The sequence below is a fragment of the Achromobacter pulmonis genome (assembly GCF_021733725.1).
In the GTDB taxonomy this organism is placed as follows: Bacteria; Pseudomonadota; Gammaproteobacteria; order Burkholderiales; family Burkholderiaceae_B; genus Achromobacter; species Achromobacter pulmonis.
In genome coordinates, this window is sequence record NZ_JAIFOT010000001.1 from 1,124,562 (window position 1) to 1,142,883 (window position 18,322).

Consider the following 18,322-nt stretch of genomic DNA (forward strand, 5'->3'; position numbering starts at 1 on the left):
CGCTCTACCAAAGAGCGTTGCGTTCGCGCCAGGCTCGAAGACGATCTCCCAGGTCAGGGTGTTTTCGAACACGTAGAACAAGCGGTAGGCGGTCTGTGATCAGACTGCCCACCGGCGCCATTTGAAATGGCTCGCGCCAAAGGAGCGGGGGCCATATCAAATGGCTGTGCCGAATTCATTAGCGCAAACCGTAGTAGCTGTTGCTCGCACAGGACAGCGGCATGCGCCGATGAATAGCCCGGGCACGGTTCGCCTTGTTGGCGGATCGGGGCACGGGTTTAAGTTCTGGGACCCCTGAACCTAAGGAGCATGACCATGGCAACAGCCAAGAAAGCCGTAAAGAAAGCGGTGAAGAAGCCCGCCGCCAAGAAGGCAGTAGCGAAGAAGGCCGCCCCGGCCAAGAAAGCTGCCGTCAAGAAGGTAGCAGTCAAGAAGGTCGCCGCCAAGAAGCCGGCGGTGAAGAAGGTTGCCGCCAAGAAGCCGGCCGCCAAGAAGGTCGCCAAGAAAGCGGTAGCCAAGAAGGCCGTCGCCAAGAAAGTCGCGGCCAAGAAGCCGGTAGCCAAGAAGGCCGCTGCCAAGAAGGTCGTCGCCAAGAAAGCGGTAGCCAAGAAGGCCGTTGCCAAGAAAGCCGTCGCCAAGAAGGCCGTCGCCAAGAAAGCGGTTGCCAAAAAGGCCCCCGCCAAGAAAGCGGTAGCCAAGAAGGCGGTTGCCAAGAAAGCCGTCGCCAAGAAGGCCGTCGCCAAGAAAGCGGTTGCCAAAAAGGCCCCCGCCAAGAAAGCGGTAGCCAAGAAGGTCGTCGCCAAGAAGGCTCCGGCCGCCAAGAAGCCCGCTGCCAAGCCGGCAGCCAAGCCCGCCGCCGCCAAGAAGCCCGCCGCGAAGAAAGCCGCTCCGAAGAAGCCCGCCACGCCGCCGTCCACGGCTGCCGCCCCGGGCGCGAAGACCGCGCTGAATCCCGCCGCGTCGTGGCCGTTCCCGACGGGTGGCCGCCCGTAATCGGACGAGTCTCCGCGGTCGCGGTACCTCAAGCCGCCTGGCCCTGGCCAGGCGGTTTTTGTTTGCCGCCAGCACGCGCCGGGGGGCTCCCCGCCGGCACCTCGGGTATCACCATTGCCGCATTGGCGTGAGACAATAATTGCTGTCTTCATTAGGTAGATCGCGCCCATGCTCGGTGAAATTCTCCGCTTCCTGCTCGAAATTGCGTTCACGCTGTTCGGCGCCGCCCTGATCGCGCGCGCCTGGATGCACGCGATACGGATGCATCCGTTCAATCCGCTGGCCCGCGCCGTCTACCAGGCCACGAATTGGCTGGTGATGCCGCTGCGCAAGATCATCCCCGCCGGCAACAAGATCGACTGGACCAGCCTGGTCGCTACCTGGCTGGCCGCGCTGGTCTATATGGTGCTGTCCTGGCTGGTCGCGCTCGGCGCGCTGATTCCCGCCGTGCTGCTGCCCTCGGCCATGCTGTCGGCGCTGCTGATGGCGCTCAAGTGGGCGCTCAACCTGGTGGTGTGGCTGACGCTGATCCAGGCGGTGCTGTCGTGGGTCAACCCGATGGCGCCCATGATGCCGCTGTTGCAGACGCTGACTGCGCCCATGCTGGACCCCATCCGCCGCTTGCTGCCGCGCAGCTCGATCGACTTCTCGCCGCTGGTGCTGCTGATCATCGCCCAAGTGCTGCTGATGGTCCTGGCGCGCCTGAGCTACGGCCTGATGGGCATTTGAAAACGAAAACGGCCCGGCAAGCCGCGCGGGCCGTTTTGCTGGCGCGCCGCTGGCCGCGCGCGCTGGCGCCTCACGCCGGGATCGTGGCGTAGATGTCGAGCAGTTTCTTGCGGTCGATCTTATGGTTGTTCGACATCGGCAACGCCGCGCACGACACCAGCTCGGACGGCACCATATAGGGCGGCAGACGCCGGGCCAGCCGTTCCTTCCAACCCGATAGCGCATCCTGGTCAAGCAGCTGGTTGGCCTGCGCTTGCGTCAGTCCGGCGACAAAGCCGATCAGGCGCACCGCCGTGCCATCCGGCCGGCGCAATACCGCGCAGGCCCCGCCCTGCACCCCCGGCAACCCATGCAAGGCCTCGTCGATCTCCGCCAGCTCGATGCGATAGCCGTTGAGCTTGATCTGGTCGTCCATGCGGCCGCGGCAGAACAGCAACCCGTCCGCCTCCAGTTGCCCCAGGTCGCCGGTGCGAAAGCCGCGGCGGCCATCCTCGGCCACGAACAGCTTGGCCGCGTTCAGATCCTGGCGATTGAGGTAGCCGCGCATGACGTGATCACCGATGATGCAGATCTCGCCGTCCAGGATCCGCAGCTCGCATGCGGGCTTGGCGTGGCCGACCGGCAGCGGGTCGTGCGCCGCCAGGACCGCATCGGTGATAGCGATCCAGGTGGTGGCGACGGTGGCCTCGGTGGGGCCATAGGTGTTCAGGATCACCGCATCCGGGAAACGCTGGCGCAGCTTTTTCGCCAGCGCCGCCGGCAGGGGCTCGCCGCAGAACAGGAAGGTGCGCAGGGTCGGCAGCGTGGCCGGCGCGAAATCTCGGTTGGCCAATTGCTGGTGCGCGAATGACGGCGTCGACACCCACACGGTCACATCGTGCTGCGCCAGGTGGTTCATCCAAGTGGCAGCCGCGCCAATCTGCTCGCGCGCGTTGAGCACACAGGTGCCGCCGGCGGCCAGCGTGGCGAACACCTCATACATCGACAGGTCGAAGCTGAACGGCGCCTGGTTCATGAACACCGGCGCCTCGCCCAGACCGAAACTGCCCAGCATCCAGTCGCCCAGCAGGCCCACGCTTTCGCGGCCGATCTGCACGCCCTTCGGATCGCCGGTGCTGCCGGAGGTGAACATGACGTAGGCCAGGCCGCGCTCGGCCAACTCGGCGCCCTCGCCCGGCTCGAATACCTGGGTGGCGGCATCGTAGATGGCGGCGGCGCGCACGATCTCGACGATGCGGCCCAGCCGTTGCGGCGGATAGATCGTGTCGACCGGCACGAATGGTGCGCCAATCAACAGCGCGCCGACCATGGCAACGAAGAATGCCGCCTGTTTGTGGCCATAAATGGCCACCGGCACGTCCGGCGCCACCCCATACTGGCGCGCCTGCTCGGCCCAGGCCTCGGCCTCGGCGCGCAGTTGCGCCCAGCTCAGACTGCGGTCGGCGCCAATCACCGCCGGCGCGTCGGGCGCGCGCGCGGAGTCAACGAACTGGAAGGTCTTCAGGTCGAAACGCATGCCGAAACTCCCGGCTTCAGATGGGGCTGCGGCCGCTGAACACGTAGAGCGCCAGCGCAGCCAGGATCAGCGTGAGCACACGCCCGAGAAAACGCATGGTGGGCCGGGCCAGGACGGCCTGCAGCGCGGGCCGGGTCCGGGCGGCGTTGACCAGCAGGTTGTGGCCCACGGAGTAAGTGCCGAACATCAGGCCGCTGACGATGTAGTGCAGCGACAGCCCGTTCCACACGCCCATCGCCAGCAGCGTGGCGAAAATACCGATGTTCTGCGCCGCCATGCGGTGGCGCGAGAAGAATGCGTTCTTGCTCAAGGCCTTGTAGATCGGCATGAACACGACATCGCGCAGCCACTCGGACAGGCTGATGTGCCAGCGGCGCCAGAAGTCCTGCGGATTGAGCGTGGCCAGCGGGTTGCGGAAATTGATCGGCAACGAGAAGCCGAACAGCATGCCGATACCAATGGCCATGGTGGAATAGCCGGCGAAATCGAAGAACAGATAGGCGCTATACAGCGACGCGTTGAGCGCCACGCCGCTGAATGAGTAGTCATGCGCGTCCAGCGTTGCCAGGCCATAGCGCCAGATCAGCTCGGCCAGGCCGAACTTCTGGATCACGCCCAGCATGATCAACTCCAGGCCGGTCAGCCAGGTGTTCAGGTTGACGCCTTCGTAGCCGCGCTTGAGGTCGGCCTGGAAATTGCGCCAGCGATACATCGGCCCGGCCAGCAGCGTCAGCGGGAAGAACAGATAGATGAAGTAGTCCAGCGGCGACAGGCGCTCGTTGCGCGGCGCGAACAGCAGTACGTCGATGGCGCGGAAGGTGGCAAACGACAGGCCCAGCATCGCGCCCAGGTGCGATACGCCGGTCTTGACCAGCAGCAGCGGCGTCATGGTGATGATGACTGCCAGCCAGGTCGGGATGTAGCGGCGGCGCATGGCCCACAACGCCCCGCCCGAGATCGCCAGCAGCGCGATGGGCTGGTACGGGCGCGCCCAGAACACCGCCATCCACACGCCCAGGCAGATCACGCCGATGATGTGGCGATAGCCGATGCGCAGCGGCATGCCGAACGAACGGTAGGCCAGCAGCCCCAGACCACCGCACAGGGCGCCGCCGAAAAAACTCAAGCTTGCGAACAATTCCATGCTGCGGTCAGAACTGTTGGTATTGGAATTCGACCTTGATCGGTCCGCCGCCGCCCGTGGTGGGCTGCGCCTGCAGCACGAACACCAGGATCACCCCGACATACAGGCAGAGATGCCAGAGAAAGCGACGGCCCCAGGCCCGGGCAGCCGCCTTGCGGGCCATCCGGCCTTCGCCGGCGTCGCCCTGCGCCGCGTCGGCTTCGTGAGAGAGTTTCATCGGGAAAAGTACTCCGCAATGCCTTGGTCCGCCAGCGCCCAGCCGAGCTCGGCCAGGTGCATGTCGTCGCGCACCATGCCTGGCTCGAAGGGAATGCTGTACAAGTCCAGGCACCCCATCTGATAGCGTTGGCACATGCCGGTGATGGCGGCCACCACCGGGTCGAAACGCTCGACGTCCAGGATGAGCTTGGGATTGAACGGCTGGATCACGAAGTAGGCCTTGACCTTGCGCCGTTGCAGCAGGGCCATGACACGCGACAAGTCACCCAGCTCGGTGCGGGTGAGCGGATCGACGTTGGCAAACTCGTTGCGGGCCGGGGAATACAGCGGCGCCAGGTATTGCTTGTAGTAGTCGTCGCGCACGTCGTAGGGGTTGTTGCCGCCGAGCTGGTGTTCCACCACGCGCGCCTCGTGCGTCAGCCGCGACCACTGGCCGGGGTTGAGCCGCGCCGACGACGGCCACGTCACGAAACGGTGCGCGGGCACCGACAGCTTGCTGCGCGGGCGATCGGGCGCGGGTTCCTTGCGCGCGTTCCACCATAGCGACAGCTTGTCCTTGAGCTCGGCGACCTGGCCGTTGGCGATCAACCACAACAGGCCCCAATTGGCGTTGTCGCTGATCCAGTTCTGCATCTGCTCGCGCGTGCTGGGCTTGTCCCACAGCCGGTCCCAGACCGGCCCGGTGACGTGCTCGGCAAACGCGCTGCGCGGCAGTTGGCCGCCGGAGGCGAACCAGGCCGGCGACACCATGATCACCAGGCGAGTATTGGGGGTCAGCGAGTCCGCCACCGATTCCAGCACGCTGACGATGCCATAAGACTGGAACATCGCGTGCCCATAGGCCAGCGTCGGCACCTTCAACTCCTCGGGAAAGAAGCGATAGGGCACAAAGCGCAGGTCGTGGCTGGACAGTTCGGACGAACCCAGCACTACCAGGGTGCCGTCGCTGAGCGCATTGCCCAGGCGGTTGAGGTTGACGTGCTGGGTGCCCCAGTCCGGCCCCAGATTCGGCAGATAATTGCTGCTGGACGCCGGCGCCGTCGAAACCGGGCGGACGACGCGCGACAGCAGGTCGTCCGCGCCGCAAAATGCCCCATATGCCAGCGCCACCGCGGTGGTCGCGGCCGCGACATGGGACAGCAGGCGGGGGTTACGAAAGATTGGCAGCGACATAGCCGGCGAGCGCGCGTACCGACTGCAGGTGCTCCGCGATCTCGGGAGCCGGGATGCTGCAGCCGTACTCCGCCTCGACCGCCAGCGTGATATCCACCGCGGCGAGCGAATCGACCAGGCCGGAGGCAATCAGTTGCGTATCGGGAGTGACTTTCTTCATGACGATCGACTCGACGATCGCGCCGATCTTGGTGTGGAGTTCTTGCTCGGTGTGCATAGATGGTACGACGTTACATTGCCTCGTCGGCAAAATCCTCCCCGCCCCGAGTTCAGGACGGCGAGTATACGGAAAACAGCTGAAAATCGACTGACGGCTACGGCACCAGAGATTACCAAGACGATGCACTTGGTTACATCAAAATCACGCTGCGGCGCCGGGCACGGGTGCAATCATGGCATTGCAAACGTCGAATCGCCATGAAACTTGCGCGCCAAATCGCCATAAAAGGCTGGGAAACGTAACGCTTGCGGGTAAACACCCGGAGCCGCGTTGCGGCCGAGCGACAGATTCCGGCCAGGCCAGGCCACCCCGCCCTGCGTCTTGCCCCAGGGGGGCAAGCCCCGCACGCGGGCAAAAAAAAAAGCCCGCGCGAGGCGGGCTTTTCGGTGCTGGCCGCAGCCAGGGAGACGGCAGGGTCACATCGGCGTGACGCGGGTCGGGCCGGCGCCGCTGATGACCTGCACACGCTGGCCCACGCTGATGGGCACATCCGCTTCCTGCGCGACGACGCGGGTTTCACCGTTATCCAGCCGCACCGTGATTTCGTAGCCGGAATTCTTGCCAACCTGATTTTCCACGGCATTGCCGGCCAGGGCGCCGAGAATGGCGCCGCCCACCGTGGCGATGGTGCGGCCCGTGCCGCCGCCGATGGCGTTACCTGCCACGCCACCCAAGGCCCCTCCGGCCAGCAGGCCGGCGCCGCTGGACTTGTCGTTCTGGATGACGATGGGACGCACGCCCGTCACGGTACCCGTGCGGACGATCTGTTCGCGTTGCGCCTGGTCGTAGCTATACACGCCGCTGGAGGCACTGCGATTGGCACAACCGCCCAGGACAGCCATCGAGGTCACGACGGCCGCCACGGCCAGCCATCGGCCGGTACGCGGCGTCAACAAGGAAAAGGTTTTGCTTTGGTTCATTTGGACTCCTCGATCGGGCATTGCCGACGCTCTGATCATACTCCGCCCTGGCAGGGCGACAGCCTAACGTGCAACACACTGAAACGCCCCGCCACGGGCAGAAAAGCGGCTGACAACGCGGCCACGATGGAAAAATCGTAGCCGGTTGCGCGACGGCATTTCGACCATGCCGGCATGCCCGGGTTCCCGAGAAACCTGGATGAGGAATCAGGCAGGCAGGCGGATGCCATAGGTGGCGTGCAGCACGGCGTCGATCTCGGCGCGCGAAGGCGCATGGTTCTGCGGGCCGCGCGAGGCAATCTTGATGGCGCCCATGACATTGCCCAGGCGGCAGCTGTCTTCCCAGCTCCAGCCGCTGGTCAGGCCGTAGAGCAGGCCGCCGCGCTGGGCATCGCCGCAGCCAGTGGGGTCGACTACCTGCGCGGCGCGCACGGGTTCGATCTGGATGGTCTTGCCTTCCGTGAGCAACGTGGCGCCTTCGGCGCCGCGCGTGACGACCACGGCCTGCAGCCGGGTCGCGATCTCGGCCACGCTGCGGCCGGTGCGCTGCTCGACCACGCCGGCTTCGTAATCGTTGACGGTCAGGACCTGTGCCAGGCCCAGCATGCGTTCCAGGTCGGCGCCGTCGAACAGCGGCATGGCCTGGCCCAGGTCGAAGATGAAGGGAATGCCGCGCTGGTGCAGGCGCTCGGCGTGGGCGAACATGCCTTCCTTGGCGTCCGGGGCGACGATGCCCCAGGCGGCCTTGGCATCGCTCAGGTCGTTGCTGGCCGAGAATGACATGGCGCCCGGGTGGAAGGCGGCGATCTGACTGTCGTCCAGGTCGGTGGTGATGAAGCACTGCGCGGTGAAGGTGCCGGGCACTACCTTGACGCGGCTGACGTCGATGCCCAGTTCGGTCAGGCGTTCGAGGTATTCGCCGGCATCCTCGCCCACGGTGGCCACCGGCACCGGATGGCCGCCCAGCAGATTCAGGTTGTAGGCGATGTTGCCCGAACAACCGCCGTATTCCTTGCGCATGCTGGGCACCAGGAACGACACGCTCAGGGATTGGATGCGATCGGCCATGATGTGCTCTTTGAAACGGCCTTCGAACACCGCGATGGTGTCGAACGCCATCGAACCGCAGATCAGGACAGGAGGTGCCATGAATGTCATCCTTCAGGGAAAGAATTTGTCGAGTTGGTAGCCGTTGACTTGAACGCCTGTCACTTCAATCGGCACGGAGATCTTCAGTTCGCCCGCCGGTTCGAACGGGCCCCGCAATTGCTCGGGCGTGAGGTAATTCTCGGGCATCAGCACCCGCCGCACCACCACGGTATCCGACAAATCAGTCAGGTCCAGCACCAGCGCCGGCCAGTGCTGCGGCTTGTCGTAGCGGTTGCGCAGCACCAGGTTCAGCACCAGCCGCGTGCGGCCGTCATCAATGGCAGCCGCACCGGCGGGCGGCTGCAGCGATGACGACGAGATGGCGATGCGTTCGAGGCGGCGCGCATAACCGACCGTGCAGCCCAGCGGCTGGCAGGCGGCTTCGAGCGCGGGCCGCAGGACCGGCACCGAATTGGCCAGGTCGATGCGATACACATACAGCAGTTGCAGGCCCAGCGCGAGCAACCCGGCCAGGCAGGCATAGCCCCACAGCCTGCGCAGCAGGCCACGTCGCTCCTGGCGATCCTGGTCGAGGAATTCGGGCGGCGCGCGGCCGACATCGGTGGCGCTGGAGTAGCGCGTGCGCAGGTCGCCCAGGATCGGCTCGGCCCCGCCATCGTCGTGGTCGCGCGGGCCGTCGTCATCCCGATCGTCATGATGGCGGTATCCACCGGCGCCCTCGCCGTGGCCGGGTTGCCCAGGCCGGGGGGATTCAGGCACCACGAACACCGGCTCGGCCGGACGGGGGCTGCGCGGCGCGTCCCGGCGCGCGCTGTCGCGCACCGCCACGAGGGGCTCGTCGCGCGGCCCGGCGGGCGCTTGCCAGGGTGGCGCGGGGTCAGGCCGCGATGCTTCGTCGTAGCGGTCCAGGTCTTCGTTTTCGTCCTCGTCGTCGTCGCCCTCTTGCGCCAGCACGGCGTCCGGTTCGATGCGCCGCCGGATATCCTCGCGGCCGCGCAGCACGGCGGGCGGCACGGCAGGGGCGGCAGGCGCCGGCGCGGCGGCGCGATGAGCGGCGCTCTCCGGTGCGCCCGGGGCCGCGGGCAGGTCGTCCCACGGGGCCACGGCGCGCGGCTCGGCGGACGCACGCTGCGCTGGCGGCGCCTCGCCGACGGATGGCGCGGGCGCGTCCGGCGACGGCGCCAGCACCGGCGCGGCGATCGCCTGCGGCACCGCGCTGGCCGGCGGTTCGGCGGGCGCGGGCGGGATCTGTGGCGTGACGGCGGCCGGCTTGGGAACGTCAGCCGCCGGTACGCCCGTCGCCGGCAGCAGGCAGGCGCGGCCGTCGAACACGGTGGCGCAGGCGCCGCAGCGCACCAGGCCATTGCGGACCCGAAGCTGGTCGGGCACCACCTTGAATGACGTACCGCATTGCGGGCAACGGGTGGTCAGGGCCATGGCGCGATCCGGCGAAAAACTCAGGCCTTCTGGCCGTGCAGGCAGACCCAGCCGTCGCGGGCGCGCCAGACCGACATGGCGATCCAGGGCGCGTAGGCGGCGGCCACTTCCTCGGCCTGCCGCTCCAGCACGCCGGACAACACCAGGTGGCCGCCCGCGGCCACCCGGCCGGCCAGCATCGGGGCCAGCACCTTGAGCGGGTTGGACAGGATGTTGGCCACGACCACCTCGAAGGTGCCCTCGGCCAGGCCGTCGGGCAGCATGGCCTGCAATTCGACGTGGTTGACCTCGGCGTTGAAGACCGTGCTCTGCACCGCCTGGGCGTCGATGTCGACCGCCTGGGTGGGGCCGGCGCCCAGCTTGCGCGCGGCAATCGCCAGGATGCCCGAGCCGCAGCCATAGTCCAGCAGCGTCGCGCCGCGGGGCAGTTCGGCTTCGAGCCAGGCCAGGCACAGGTGCGTGGTCGGATGGCTGCCGGTGCCGAAAGCCAGGCCCGGGTCGAGTTCGATATGGATGGCCCCGTCCTCGGCCGCGGCGGTTTCCAGGCCCGGCACGTCCGGGCTGTCGCGGTGCCAGCTGGGCACGATCCAGAGACGTTCGGCGATGTGGATGGGACCGAACTGCGATTGCGTCAGGCGCACCCAGTCGGCGTCCGGCACGTCGCGCAGGCTCCAGCCGGCGAACAAGGCGGGATCGAGTTCGCCGGCCGCGGCGGCTTCTTCCATGATCTGCGCGGGATCGGCTCCGTCCGGCAGCAGGGCCACGACGCGGTTGCGTTCCCAGGCCTGCACGTCGGGCTCGGTGCCCGGCTCGCCGAACAGCGGACGCTCGTCGTCGGTGCCCAGGTCGGCGTCCTCGACCGACACCGACAGCACGCCCGCTTCCAGCAGCGCGTCGGACAGGGCTTCGGCTTGCGCCTCCTGGCAGTGGAGCACGAGTTCACGCATGATGATTCTTCCATCTGGCCAACGGGCCGCGGCATGCGCCGCGGCCCGGGTGGCCGGTTAAGGCAGTAAAAAGGGGGCCGAGGCCCCCCTGCTATCGGCTGATCAGGGACGCTGGGCCAGCTTGTTTTCCAGGTAGTGGATGCTGGTGCCGCCTTCGACGAAGCGGGCATCCTGCAGCAGTTCGCGGTGCAGCGGGATATTGGTGGAAATGCCTTCCACCACCATTTCCGACAGCGCCGTGCGCATGCGCGCCAGGGCCTGGTCGCGCGTATCGCCGTAGGTGATGACCTTGGCGATCATCGAATCATAGTTCGGCGGCACGAAATAGCCGTTGAACGCATGCGAATCGATGCGCACGCCCGGGCCGCCCGGCGTGTGCCAGTTGGTGATGCGGCCGGGGCTGGGCACGAAGCGGAACGGATCCTCGGCGTTGATGCGGCACTCGATCGCATGGCCCTTGAAGGTGATGTCGCGCTGGCGCAGCGTGAACTTCTCGCCGGCGGCGATCAGGATCTGCTGCTGCACCAGGTCGATGCCGGTGATCAGCTCGGTGACCGGGTGTTCGACCTGGATGCGGGTGTTCATTTCGATGAAATAGAACTCGCCATTTTCATACAGGAACTCGAACGTGCCGGCGCCGCGGTAGCCCATCTTGCGGCAGGCGTCGGCACAGCGGTCGCCGATGCGCTCGATCAGGCGGCGCGCGATGCCCGGGGCCGGCGCTTCCTCGATGACCTTCTGGTGGCGGCGCTGCATGGAGCAGTCGCGCTCGCCCAGCCAGACGGCGTTGCGACCGCCGTCGGCCAGCACCTGGATTTCCACATGGCGCGGGTTCTCGAGGAACTTCTCCATATAGACTTCCGGGTTGTTGAACGCGGCGCCCGCTTCCGAACGCGTCATGGTGACGGCGTTCAGCAACGCGGCCTCGGTGTACACCACGCGCATGCCACGGCCACCACCGCCGCCGGCGGCCTTGATGATGACCGGATAGCCGACTTCGCGCGCAACACGGATGATTTCCTGCGGATCGTCGGGCAACGCGCCCTCGGAGCCCGGCACCACCGGCACGCCGGCTTCGATCATGGCGCGCTTGGCGCTGACCTTGTCGCCCATCAGGCGGATAGTGTCGGGGCGCGGGCCGATGAACACGAAGCCGCTCTTTTCGACGCGATCGGCGAAGTCGGCATTTTCGGACAAGAACCCGTAACCCGGGTGGATTGCCTCGGAATCCGTGACTTCGGCCGCCGAAATGATGGCCGGCATGTTGAGGTAGCTCTCACGCGACGGCGCAGGCCCTATGCACACGGATTCATCGGCCAGGCGCACGTACTTGGCTTCGCGGTCGGCCTCGGAGTGCACCACCACGGTCTTGATGCCCAGCTCGCGGCAGGCGCGCTGAATGCGCAGGGCGATTTCGCCCCGATTGGCGATCAGGATTTTTTCGAACATTTCAGCTATCAGCCAATGACGAACAGGGGTTGGCCGTACTCGACGGGCTCGCCGTTCTCGACCAGGATTTCTTTGATGACGCCGGACTTGTCGGCTTCGATTTCATTGAGCAGCTTCATGGCTTCAATGATGCACAGCGGATCGCCTTCCTTGACCGACTGGCCGACGTCGATGAACGGCGCGGCGCCCGGATTCGGCGAGCGATAGAAGGTGCCGACCATCGGCGCCTTGACCACGTGGCCCTGCACCACCGGGGCGGCCTCGGCCGGCGCGGCCGGCGCGGCCGGGGCAGCAGGCGCGACCGGCGCGGCGGCGGCGCCGGCTTCCGGCTGGTGGTAGGCCACCGGCTGCAGGGTCTGCGAGAACTTGACGATGCGAACCTTGCCTTCGCCTTCAGTGATTTCCAGCTCGGCGATGCCCGATTCAGCCACCAGGTCGATCAGGGTTTTGAGTTTTCGAAGGTCCATAGAAGCTGCTTCCCGAGATAGTGTCGGCAACGCCCCGGTGTCCGGGTCCGCGCCATATAAGATGTAAAAGCTGAGAGTTGATGCGAGATCAATGCCGCACTGCGTAACGCAGAGCCGCTTCGTAACCGTCCGCGCCCAGGCCGCTGATGAGGCCCACCGCCAAGTCGGACAGATATGAGTGATGCCTGAAGGGCTCTCGCTTATACAGGTTGGACAAATGTACTTCAATAAATGGGATCGCGACCCCGGCCAGCGCATCGCGAATCGCGACGCTGGTGTGCGTATATGCCGCCGCGTTGATGATGATGAAATCGGTGCCGTCTTGCCGGGCCGCCTGAATGCGGTCAACCAGCGCGCCTTCATGATTGCCTTGCCACGCGTTCAGCGTGGCGCCCAATTCACCGGCCAGCCGCTCCAGGCCCTCGTTGATCTGAGACAGCGTGAGGCTGCCGTAGATATGAGGTTCCCGGGTGCCGAGCAGGTTCAGGTTCGGGCCATGCAATACCAGTATGTTTTGCGCCATGCGCTTGCCAATGAGTGGATTGCCAATTGTTGGCAAAACAGCCGATAAACCAGCTTTTTACGCCAATTCCTACTATTTGTCCAACAGACTTACGCCTTAAAACCAGAGAGTGTCTGGCTCAGGTCATCCGGTTGGATTTCACCCAATATCTTCCGGTTAATGCTGCCATCTGCATTGAAAACAATAGTAAATGGCAAGCCGCCGCTCGGGTTTCCGAGTTTGCGCAGGGTATCGACCGCCCCGGCGCCCATCACCCACAAGGGATAGGAAACCTGTACTTTCTCGACAAATTTTTGCATGTTGGACGCTGAATCGACCCCGATGCCGACAAAGCGAACCTGCGGGTGTTTTTTCTGCAAAGCGTCGAGTTCGGGCATTTCCCTGACGCAGGGCGCGCACCAGGTGGCCCAGAAATTGACCACGATGGGTTGGCCTTTCCAGCCGGCCAGCGACTGCGTCGCGCCGTTCAGGTCGGGCAATTTCATCTGTATCAGGGCGGCGACGGGATCCTCGGCGGCGGGCGCCGCCGGCTGCGGCTTGTTTCGGCCCAGCAAGGTGTAGCCACCCGCGACCGTGGCGGCCACGGCCACGGCGGCGGAAAGGAGTAGGCGTCGATTCATGGCGCGATCATAACCGCTGCGGCCGGTTTGCGCCGCAAGCGCCGGCGCGCCGGCATGACCGCCGCCTATCTATACAATGCGGGGCAGGAGAGTTTTCAATGCATCTGCACATTCTTGGCATCTGCGGTACGTTCATGGGCGGCCTGGCGCTGATCGCGCGCGCCGCCGGCCACAAGGTCACGGGCTGCGATGCGGGCGTCTACCCGCCCATGAGCACCCAGTTGTCCGAACAGGGAATCGAACTGATCGAAGGCTTCGGTCCGGAACAGATGGCGCTCAAGCCGGACCTGTACGTCATCGGCAATGTCGTCAGCCGTGGCAACCCCCTGATGGAAGCCATCCTGGAATCGGGCGCGCGCTATGTGTCCGGCCCGCAGTGGCTGGGCGACAACATCCTGCCTGGCGCCCACGTGCTGGCCGTGGCCGGCACCCACGGCAAGACCACCACCAGTTCGATGCTGGCCTGGATCCTGGAAGCCGCGGGCCTGGCGCCCAACTTCCTGATCGGCGGCGTGGCCACCGATCTGCATGTATCGGCACGCTATGACCCGGCGCGGCGTCCCTTCGTGATCGAGGCGGACGAGTACGACACGGCGTTCTTCGACAAGCGCTCGAAGTTCGTCCACTACCGGCCGCGCACCGCCATCCTGAACAACCTGGAATACGATCACGCCGATATCTTTCCCGATCTGGCGGCCATCGAAACGCAATTCCATCACCTGGTGCGCACCATCCCGGGAACCGGCCGCATCATCCGCCCGGCGCACGCTGACGCCCTGGATCGCGTGATTGCGCGCGGATGCTGGTCTGAAACCGTCACGTTCGGCGCCGATGGCGCCTGGCAAGCCGGCACGCCCGACGCCGACGGCGCCTTTGCGGTGCGCCGCGACGGCATCGCCGTCGGCACGGTTCGCTGGACCCTGAGCGGGGAACACAACCGCATGAATGCCCTGGCCGCGCTGGCCGCGGCCGATCACGCCGGCGTGCCGGCCGCCGAGGGCGTCGAGGCGCTGAGCCGTTTCGGCGGCGTGAAGCGCCGGATGGAGCTGCGCGGCACGGTCAATGGCGTCAAGGTCTACGACGATTTCGCGCACCACCCCACCGCCATCGCCACCACCCTGGAAGGCCTGCGCCGCCAGGTGGGCCCGGCGCGCATCCTGGCGGTGCTGGAACCGCGCTCCAACACCATGAAGCTGGGCGCCATGGCCGCGCGCCTGCCGGACTCCCTGCGCGATGCCGACCTGGTGTTCTGCTTCGGCGCCCGCGCCGGCAAACATGCGCTGGGCTGGAACCCGGCCGAGGTGCTGGCGCCTCTGGGCGAGCGCGCTTCCAGTTACGATGACATCGATGCCCTGGTGGCAGCCGTCACCCAGGCCGCCCTGCCGGGCGACCAGGTGCTGGTGATGAGCAACGGCGGCTTTGGCGGCATCCACGGCAAGCTGCTGGCCGCCCTGGAGGCGCGCGGCTGAGGCGGGCGCCTCCGCCCGCGACCCAGGCCGACCGATCGGAAAGGCACGCAATGATCCTTTACCTGCACGGCTTTCGTTCCTCGCCGGCCTCATTCAAGGCCCGCATGATGGCCGACGCCATGGCCGCCCGCGGTCTGGCAGGCGACTGGGCCTGCCCGCAGTTGCCGGCCAGCCCGCGCCAGGCCATCGACCTGGCGCTGCGCATCGCCGGCCAGCAGTTGGCCGGCGCCGCCGACCCGCGCGCGCTGACCGTGATCGGCTCGTCGCTGGGCGGTTTCTACGCCACCTGGCTGGCCGAGCAGCTCGGTTGCAAGGCGGTGCTGCTCAATCCCGCGGTCGAGGCCGCGCGCGACCTGGCGACCCAGGTGGGCGAGCACCGCATGTATCATTCCGACGCGCCCTTCATGTTTCTGCCGGAATATGTGGCGGAACTGTCCGCCCTGCACGTCAGCCGCATCAGCCAGCCGGAACGGTATTTCCTGGTGGCGGCGACCGGCGACGAGGTGCTGGACTGGCGCGAAATGCGCGATCGCTACGCAGGCTGCCGCCAGCGCATCGTGCAAGGCAGCGATCATGGCCTGTCCGATTTCGCCGACTGGATGCCGGAGGTGCTGGCGTTCGCCCTTGGCGCCACGCCGACCGACCCCAGATAACTCACTACACTCTTATATATATATCGCTGCGCAAGGCGGCGCTCACGCGCCGCCCAGGACGACCCTCACCATGTATGTGTTTTACGAAGACGACGGCAGCTTCAAGGCCGGCCATATCCTGTCCGAAACCGACGCCAGCCTGCAGGTGGAGTCGGAATCGGGCAAGCGCAGCAAGATCAAGCGCGCCAACACGCTGTTCAATTTCGCCGCGCCCGAACCGGCCGCGCTGATGAGCCAGGCGGCCGCCCTGGCCGAGACCCTGGACCTGCAATTCCTGTGGGAATGCGCGCCCCAGGAAGAATTCGATTCGCCCGCGCTGGCGGCCGATTACTTCGGCCACGCCCCCACCCCGGTCGAGCAGGCCGCGCTGCTGATGCGCCTGCACGGCGCGCCCGCCTATTTTCACCGCCGCGGCAAGGGCCGCTATCGCCCGGCCCCGCCCGACATCCTGGCCGCCGCCCTGGCCGCGCTGGAGAAAAAGCAGCGCCAGGCCGAGCAGCAGCAGGAATGGGTCGACGAGATGGCCGCCGGCCGCTTGCCCGAACCCATCGCCCAGGCCGCCGAATCGCTGCTGATCCGGCCCGACAAGAATTCACAGCAATGGAAGGCGCTGGACGCCGCCTGCGCCAAGCTCGGCAAGAGCCCTGACCGCCTGCTGCTGGAACTGGGCGCCTGGCCGCACGCGCTGGCGCTGCACAAGCGCCGCTTCCTGGCGGTGAACTTCCCGCGCGGCCTGGCGTTCCCCGAACTGGAACTGCCGCCGATCGACCGCGAACTGCCGCTGTCCGACGCCGAGATCTATTCGGTCGACGACATCACCACCACGGAAATCGACGACGCCCTGTCGGTCTCGACGCTGGCCGACGGCAACCTGCGCGTCGGCATCCACGTGGCCGTGCCCGGCCTGAGCGTGACGCGCGACAGCGAGTTCGACAAGCTGGCGCGCGCCCGCCTGTCGACCGTCTACATGCCGGGCGACAAGATCCCGATGCAGCCCGACAACGTGATCAAGGCGTTCTCGTTGGACGCCGGCCGCGAGGTGCCGGTGCTGTCGCTGTACGTGGTGGCCAATCCGGAAACCGGCGAGATCATCGAATCCGACACGCGCCTGGAGCGCGTGGTGGTGCGCGAGAACCTGCGCCACAACATGCTCGACGCGCAGGTCACCGAAGCAAGCCTGAACGACACCTCCGCCGACCTGCCCTACGGCCACTGGCTGCGCCCGCTGTGGAAGCTGGCGCAGGCGCTGTCGGCGCAGCGCGAGAACGTGCGCGGCAAGCCCGAGAACAATTCGCGGGTGGAATACAGCTTCTACCTGGACGGTGACCCCGACGATCCCGACACCCCGGTGCGGCTGGTGCCGCGCCAGCGCAACGCGCCGCTGGACCGGATGGTGGCCGAATACATGATCCTGGCCAACAACCTGTGGGGCGGCCTGCTGCACCAGCACGGCGTGCCGGGCATCTACCGCTCGCAACAGGCCGGCCGCGTCCGCATGAGCACCCAGGCACTGCCGCACGAAGCCATCGGCGTGCCGCAATATGCCTGGAGCACGTCGCCGCTGCGCCGCTATGTGGACCTGGTGAACCAGTGGCAGCTGATCGCCGCGGTCGAGCACGGCGTCTCGGCGCGCCTGGTGGCCCCCTTCAAGCCGCGCGACGCGGACCTGTTCGCGATCATCGGCGCCTTCGATGCGCAGTACGCGGCCTGGGCCGAGTTCCAGAGCGCGATGGAGCGCTACTGGTGCCTGCGCTGGCTGAAGCAGCACCACATCACCCGCACCGTGGCGCACGTGCTGCGCGAAGACCTGGTGCGCTTCGCCAACTGCCCGCTCGTCACCCGGATCGGGGGGATGCCCGAGCTGGAACGCGGGACGGCGGTGGAGGTGGAGATCCTGGGGATGGATGAGTTGTCGCTGGAGCTGGATTGCCGGTATGTGGGGCAGGTGGGGCCGGCGGCTGAAGAGGCTGCTGCTTAGGGCGGCGTTTGGCTTGTCGTTAGGCTGTTTCTGCTGGCGGCGGGGTGGTCTTTCTTAGGCCGCCCGCAACTTACGCGGTATCTTGGCTTGGCGTGTTGGCGCTGCGCGCGGGTGGCGGGTTGCTTGCTTGGGGCGCCGTCCGGTCGGGGGAGAGTGTGGGCGGCGCGCGGTGGAGGGTGGCTTGCGCATGACGGACTTAGCGCGCGCCTGATGCCAGGGAAGAACGGCTGACGGGGAAGATGTCTGGCGATGCACCGCTGATCCTTCCACGAGGAAGAACACCCGATGCATCGCTGATCCTCTCCACGGGAAAGAACGCCCGATGCATCCCGGATTCTTCCAAACGGAGCACCGCCGGCCTTGCCTCACCGATTCCTCCGCTTCTCGCCCGACCTCTCCCCAAATGCCAAAGAAGGCCGCCCGCGCGGCCGGTTTTGGCGGCCCCGCAAGATTTTCCGCTCCACTTGACTATCTCACCAAAACGCCAAGCACTCGATTCGCCCCCGCGCCGGTGAAATGATCATGCTGCAGCCCGTGGCGTCGGCGGCCGGTGGGCGCGGGGCGTGTAGATGCGCCCGAGGGAAACCGTAGGGAGCCGCAGGCGTACGAGGTTGACGCAGGGGCAGTCCGGAGCGAACGCTCCGGACCGCAATCGTAGCCCCGCGCCCACCGGCCGCCGACGCCACGGGCGGCCAAAAGAACCCATCCCCCCGCCGCGACAGCATCAAAACCTCCCGTTAAACTCCCGAGAAAAA

18 protein-coding genes are annotated in these 18,322 nt (G+C 66.4%); 5 read left to right on the top strand and 13 right to left on the bottom strand.

Annotated features, from left to right (window positions below):
- Positions 1 to 315: 315 nt before the first annotated feature.
- On the top strand, positions 316 to 993 hold the full coding sequence (locus K2W61_RS05165; protein WP_236755144.1) for a histone H1-like DNA-binding protein: 678 nt from the start codon (positions 316 to 318) through the stop codon (positions 991 to 993).
- Between the two features lie 168 nt (positions 994 to 1,161).
- Positions 1,162 to 1,722, top strand: coding sequence for a YggT family protein (locus K2W61_RS05170; protein WP_175134701.1), 561 nt, complete (start codon positions 1,162 to 1,164; stop codon positions 1,720 to 1,722).
- 70 nt (positions 1,723 to 1,792) lie between these two features.
- On the opposite strand, the gene K2W61_RS05175 is transcribed toward K2W61_RS05170, so the two are convergent.
- The 13 genes from K2W61_RS05175 to K2W61_RS05235 form a co-directional block, all read right to left on the bottom strand.
- Entirely contained in the window at positions 1,793 to 3,238 is a 1,446-nt protein-coding gene (locus K2W61_RS05175; protein ID WP_236755145.1) for a D-alanine--poly(phosphoribitol) ligase, read from the bottom strand.
- 16 nt (positions 3,239 to 3,254) lie between these two features.
- Complete coding sequence (locus tag K2W61_RS05180) at positions 3,255 to 4,382, bottom strand: MBOAT family O-acyltransferase (RefSeq protein ID WP_175134699.1); 1,128 nt, start codon at positions 4,380 to 4,382, stop codon at positions 3,255 to 3,257.
- A 7-nt stretch (positions 4,383 to 4,389) separates the two neighbouring features.
- Positions 4,390 to 4,599, bottom strand: coding sequence for a hypothetical protein (locus tag K2W61_RS05185; RefSeq protein WP_175134694.1), 210 nt, complete (start codon positions 4,597 to 4,599; stop codon positions 4,390 to 4,392).
- Complete coding sequence (locus K2W61_RS05190) at positions 4,596 to 5,774, bottom strand: D-alanyl-lipoteichoic acid biosynthesis protein DltD (RefSeq protein WP_175134698.1); 1,179 nt, start codon at positions 5,772 to 5,774, stop codon at positions 4,596 to 4,598. Before K2W61_RS05190 ends, K2W61_RS05185 begins: the two co-directional genes overlap by 4 nt.
- The gene (locus K2W61_RS05195) at positions 5,752 to 5,991 is read right to left on the bottom strand and encodes an acyl carrier protein (protein ID WP_175134697.1); all 240 of its coding nucleotides are present in this window, start codon (positions 5,989 to 5,991) and stop codon (positions 5,752 to 5,754) included. The genes K2W61_RS05190 and K2W61_RS05195 overlap by 23 nt, the downstream gene beginning before the upstream one ends.
- A 419-nt stretch (positions 5,992 to 6,410) precedes the next feature.
- Entirely contained in the window at positions 6,411 to 6,914 is a 504-nt protein-coding gene (locus K2W61_RS05200; RefSeq protein ID WP_175134696.1) for an outer membrane lipoprotein, read from the bottom strand.
- Positions 6,915 to 7,121: 207 nt separating this feature from the next.
- Complete coding sequence (locus K2W61_RS05205; protein WP_175134695.1) at positions 7,122 to 8,063, bottom strand: carbohydrate kinase family protein; 942 nt, start codon at positions 8,061 to 8,063, stop codon at positions 7,122 to 7,124.
- Between the two features lie 12 nt (positions 8,064 to 8,075).
- Entirely contained in the window at positions 8,076 to 9,461 is a 1,386-nt protein-coding gene (locus tag K2W61_RS05210; protein ID WP_236755146.1) for a DUF3426 domain-containing protein, read from the bottom strand.
- Positions 9,462 to 9,481: 20 nt separating this feature from the next.
- On the bottom strand, positions 9,482 to 10,408 hold the full coding sequence (gene prmA, locus K2W61_RS05215; protein WP_175135867.1) for a 50S ribosomal protein L11 methyltransferase: 927 nt from the start codon (positions 10,406 to 10,408) through the stop codon (positions 9,482 to 9,484).
- Positions 10,409 to 10,510: 102 nt separating this feature from the next.
- Complete coding sequence (gene accC / locus K2W61_RS05220; RefSeq protein WP_175135866.1) at positions 10,511 to 11,857, bottom strand: acetyl-CoA carboxylase biotin carboxylase subunit; 1,347 nt, start codon at positions 11,855 to 11,857, stop codon at positions 10,511 to 10,513.
- An 8-nt stretch (positions 11,858 to 11,865) separates the two neighbouring features.
- A complete protein-coding gene (accB, locus tag K2W61_RS05225) occupies positions 11,866 to 12,324 on the bottom strand; it encodes an acetyl-CoA carboxylase biotin carboxyl carrier protein (protein WP_175135865.1) in 459 nt (152 codons plus the stop codon).
- An 88-nt stretch (positions 12,325 to 12,412) separates the two neighbouring features.
- Positions 12,413 to 12,847 (bottom strand): type II 3-dehydroquinate dehydratase, encoded by a 435-nt coding sequence (gene aroQ / locus K2W61_RS05230; protein WP_175135864.1) that lies wholly within the window; start codon positions 12,845 to 12,847, stop codon positions 12,413 to 12,415.
- An 89-nt stretch (positions 12,848 to 12,936) separates the two neighbouring features.
- Positions 12,937 to 13,467: a TlpA family protein disulfide reductase gene (locus K2W61_RS05235; protein ID WP_175135863.1), complete on the bottom strand. Its 531-nt coding sequence runs from the start codon at positions 13,465 to 13,467 to the stop codon at positions 12,937 to 12,939.
- A 98-nt stretch (positions 13,468 to 13,565) separates the two neighbouring features.
- Here K2W61_RS05235 and mpl point away from each other — a divergent pair, with 98 nt between their 5' ends.
- The 3 genes from mpl (at position 13,566) to K2W61_RS05250 (ending at position 17,567) form a co-directional block, all read left to right on the top strand.
- Positions 13,566 to 14,936: a UDP-N-acetylmuramate:L-alanyl-gamma-D-glutamyl-meso-diaminopimelate ligase gene (gene mpl / locus K2W61_RS05240; RefSeq protein WP_175135862.1), complete on the top strand. Its 1,371-nt coding sequence runs from the start codon at positions 13,566 to 13,568 to the stop codon at positions 14,934 to 14,936.
- Positions 14,937 to 14,986: 50 nt separating this feature from the next.
- On the top strand, positions 14,987 to 15,589 hold the full coding sequence (locus K2W61_RS05245) for a YqiA/YcfP family alpha/beta fold hydrolase (protein WP_175135861.1): 603 nt from the start codon (positions 14,987 to 14,989) through the stop codon (positions 15,587 to 15,589).
- A gap of 70 nt (positions 15,590 to 15,659) precedes the next feature.
- Positions 15,660 to 17,567 carry a ribonuclease catalytic domain-containing protein gene (locus tag K2W61_RS05250; RefSeq protein WP_175135860.1) on the top strand — a complete coding sequence of 636 codons (1,908 nt, stop codon included), beginning with the start codon at positions 15,660 to 15,662 and terminating at the stop codon, positions 17,565 to 17,567.
- Positions 17,568 to 18,322: the final 755 nt, after the last annotated feature.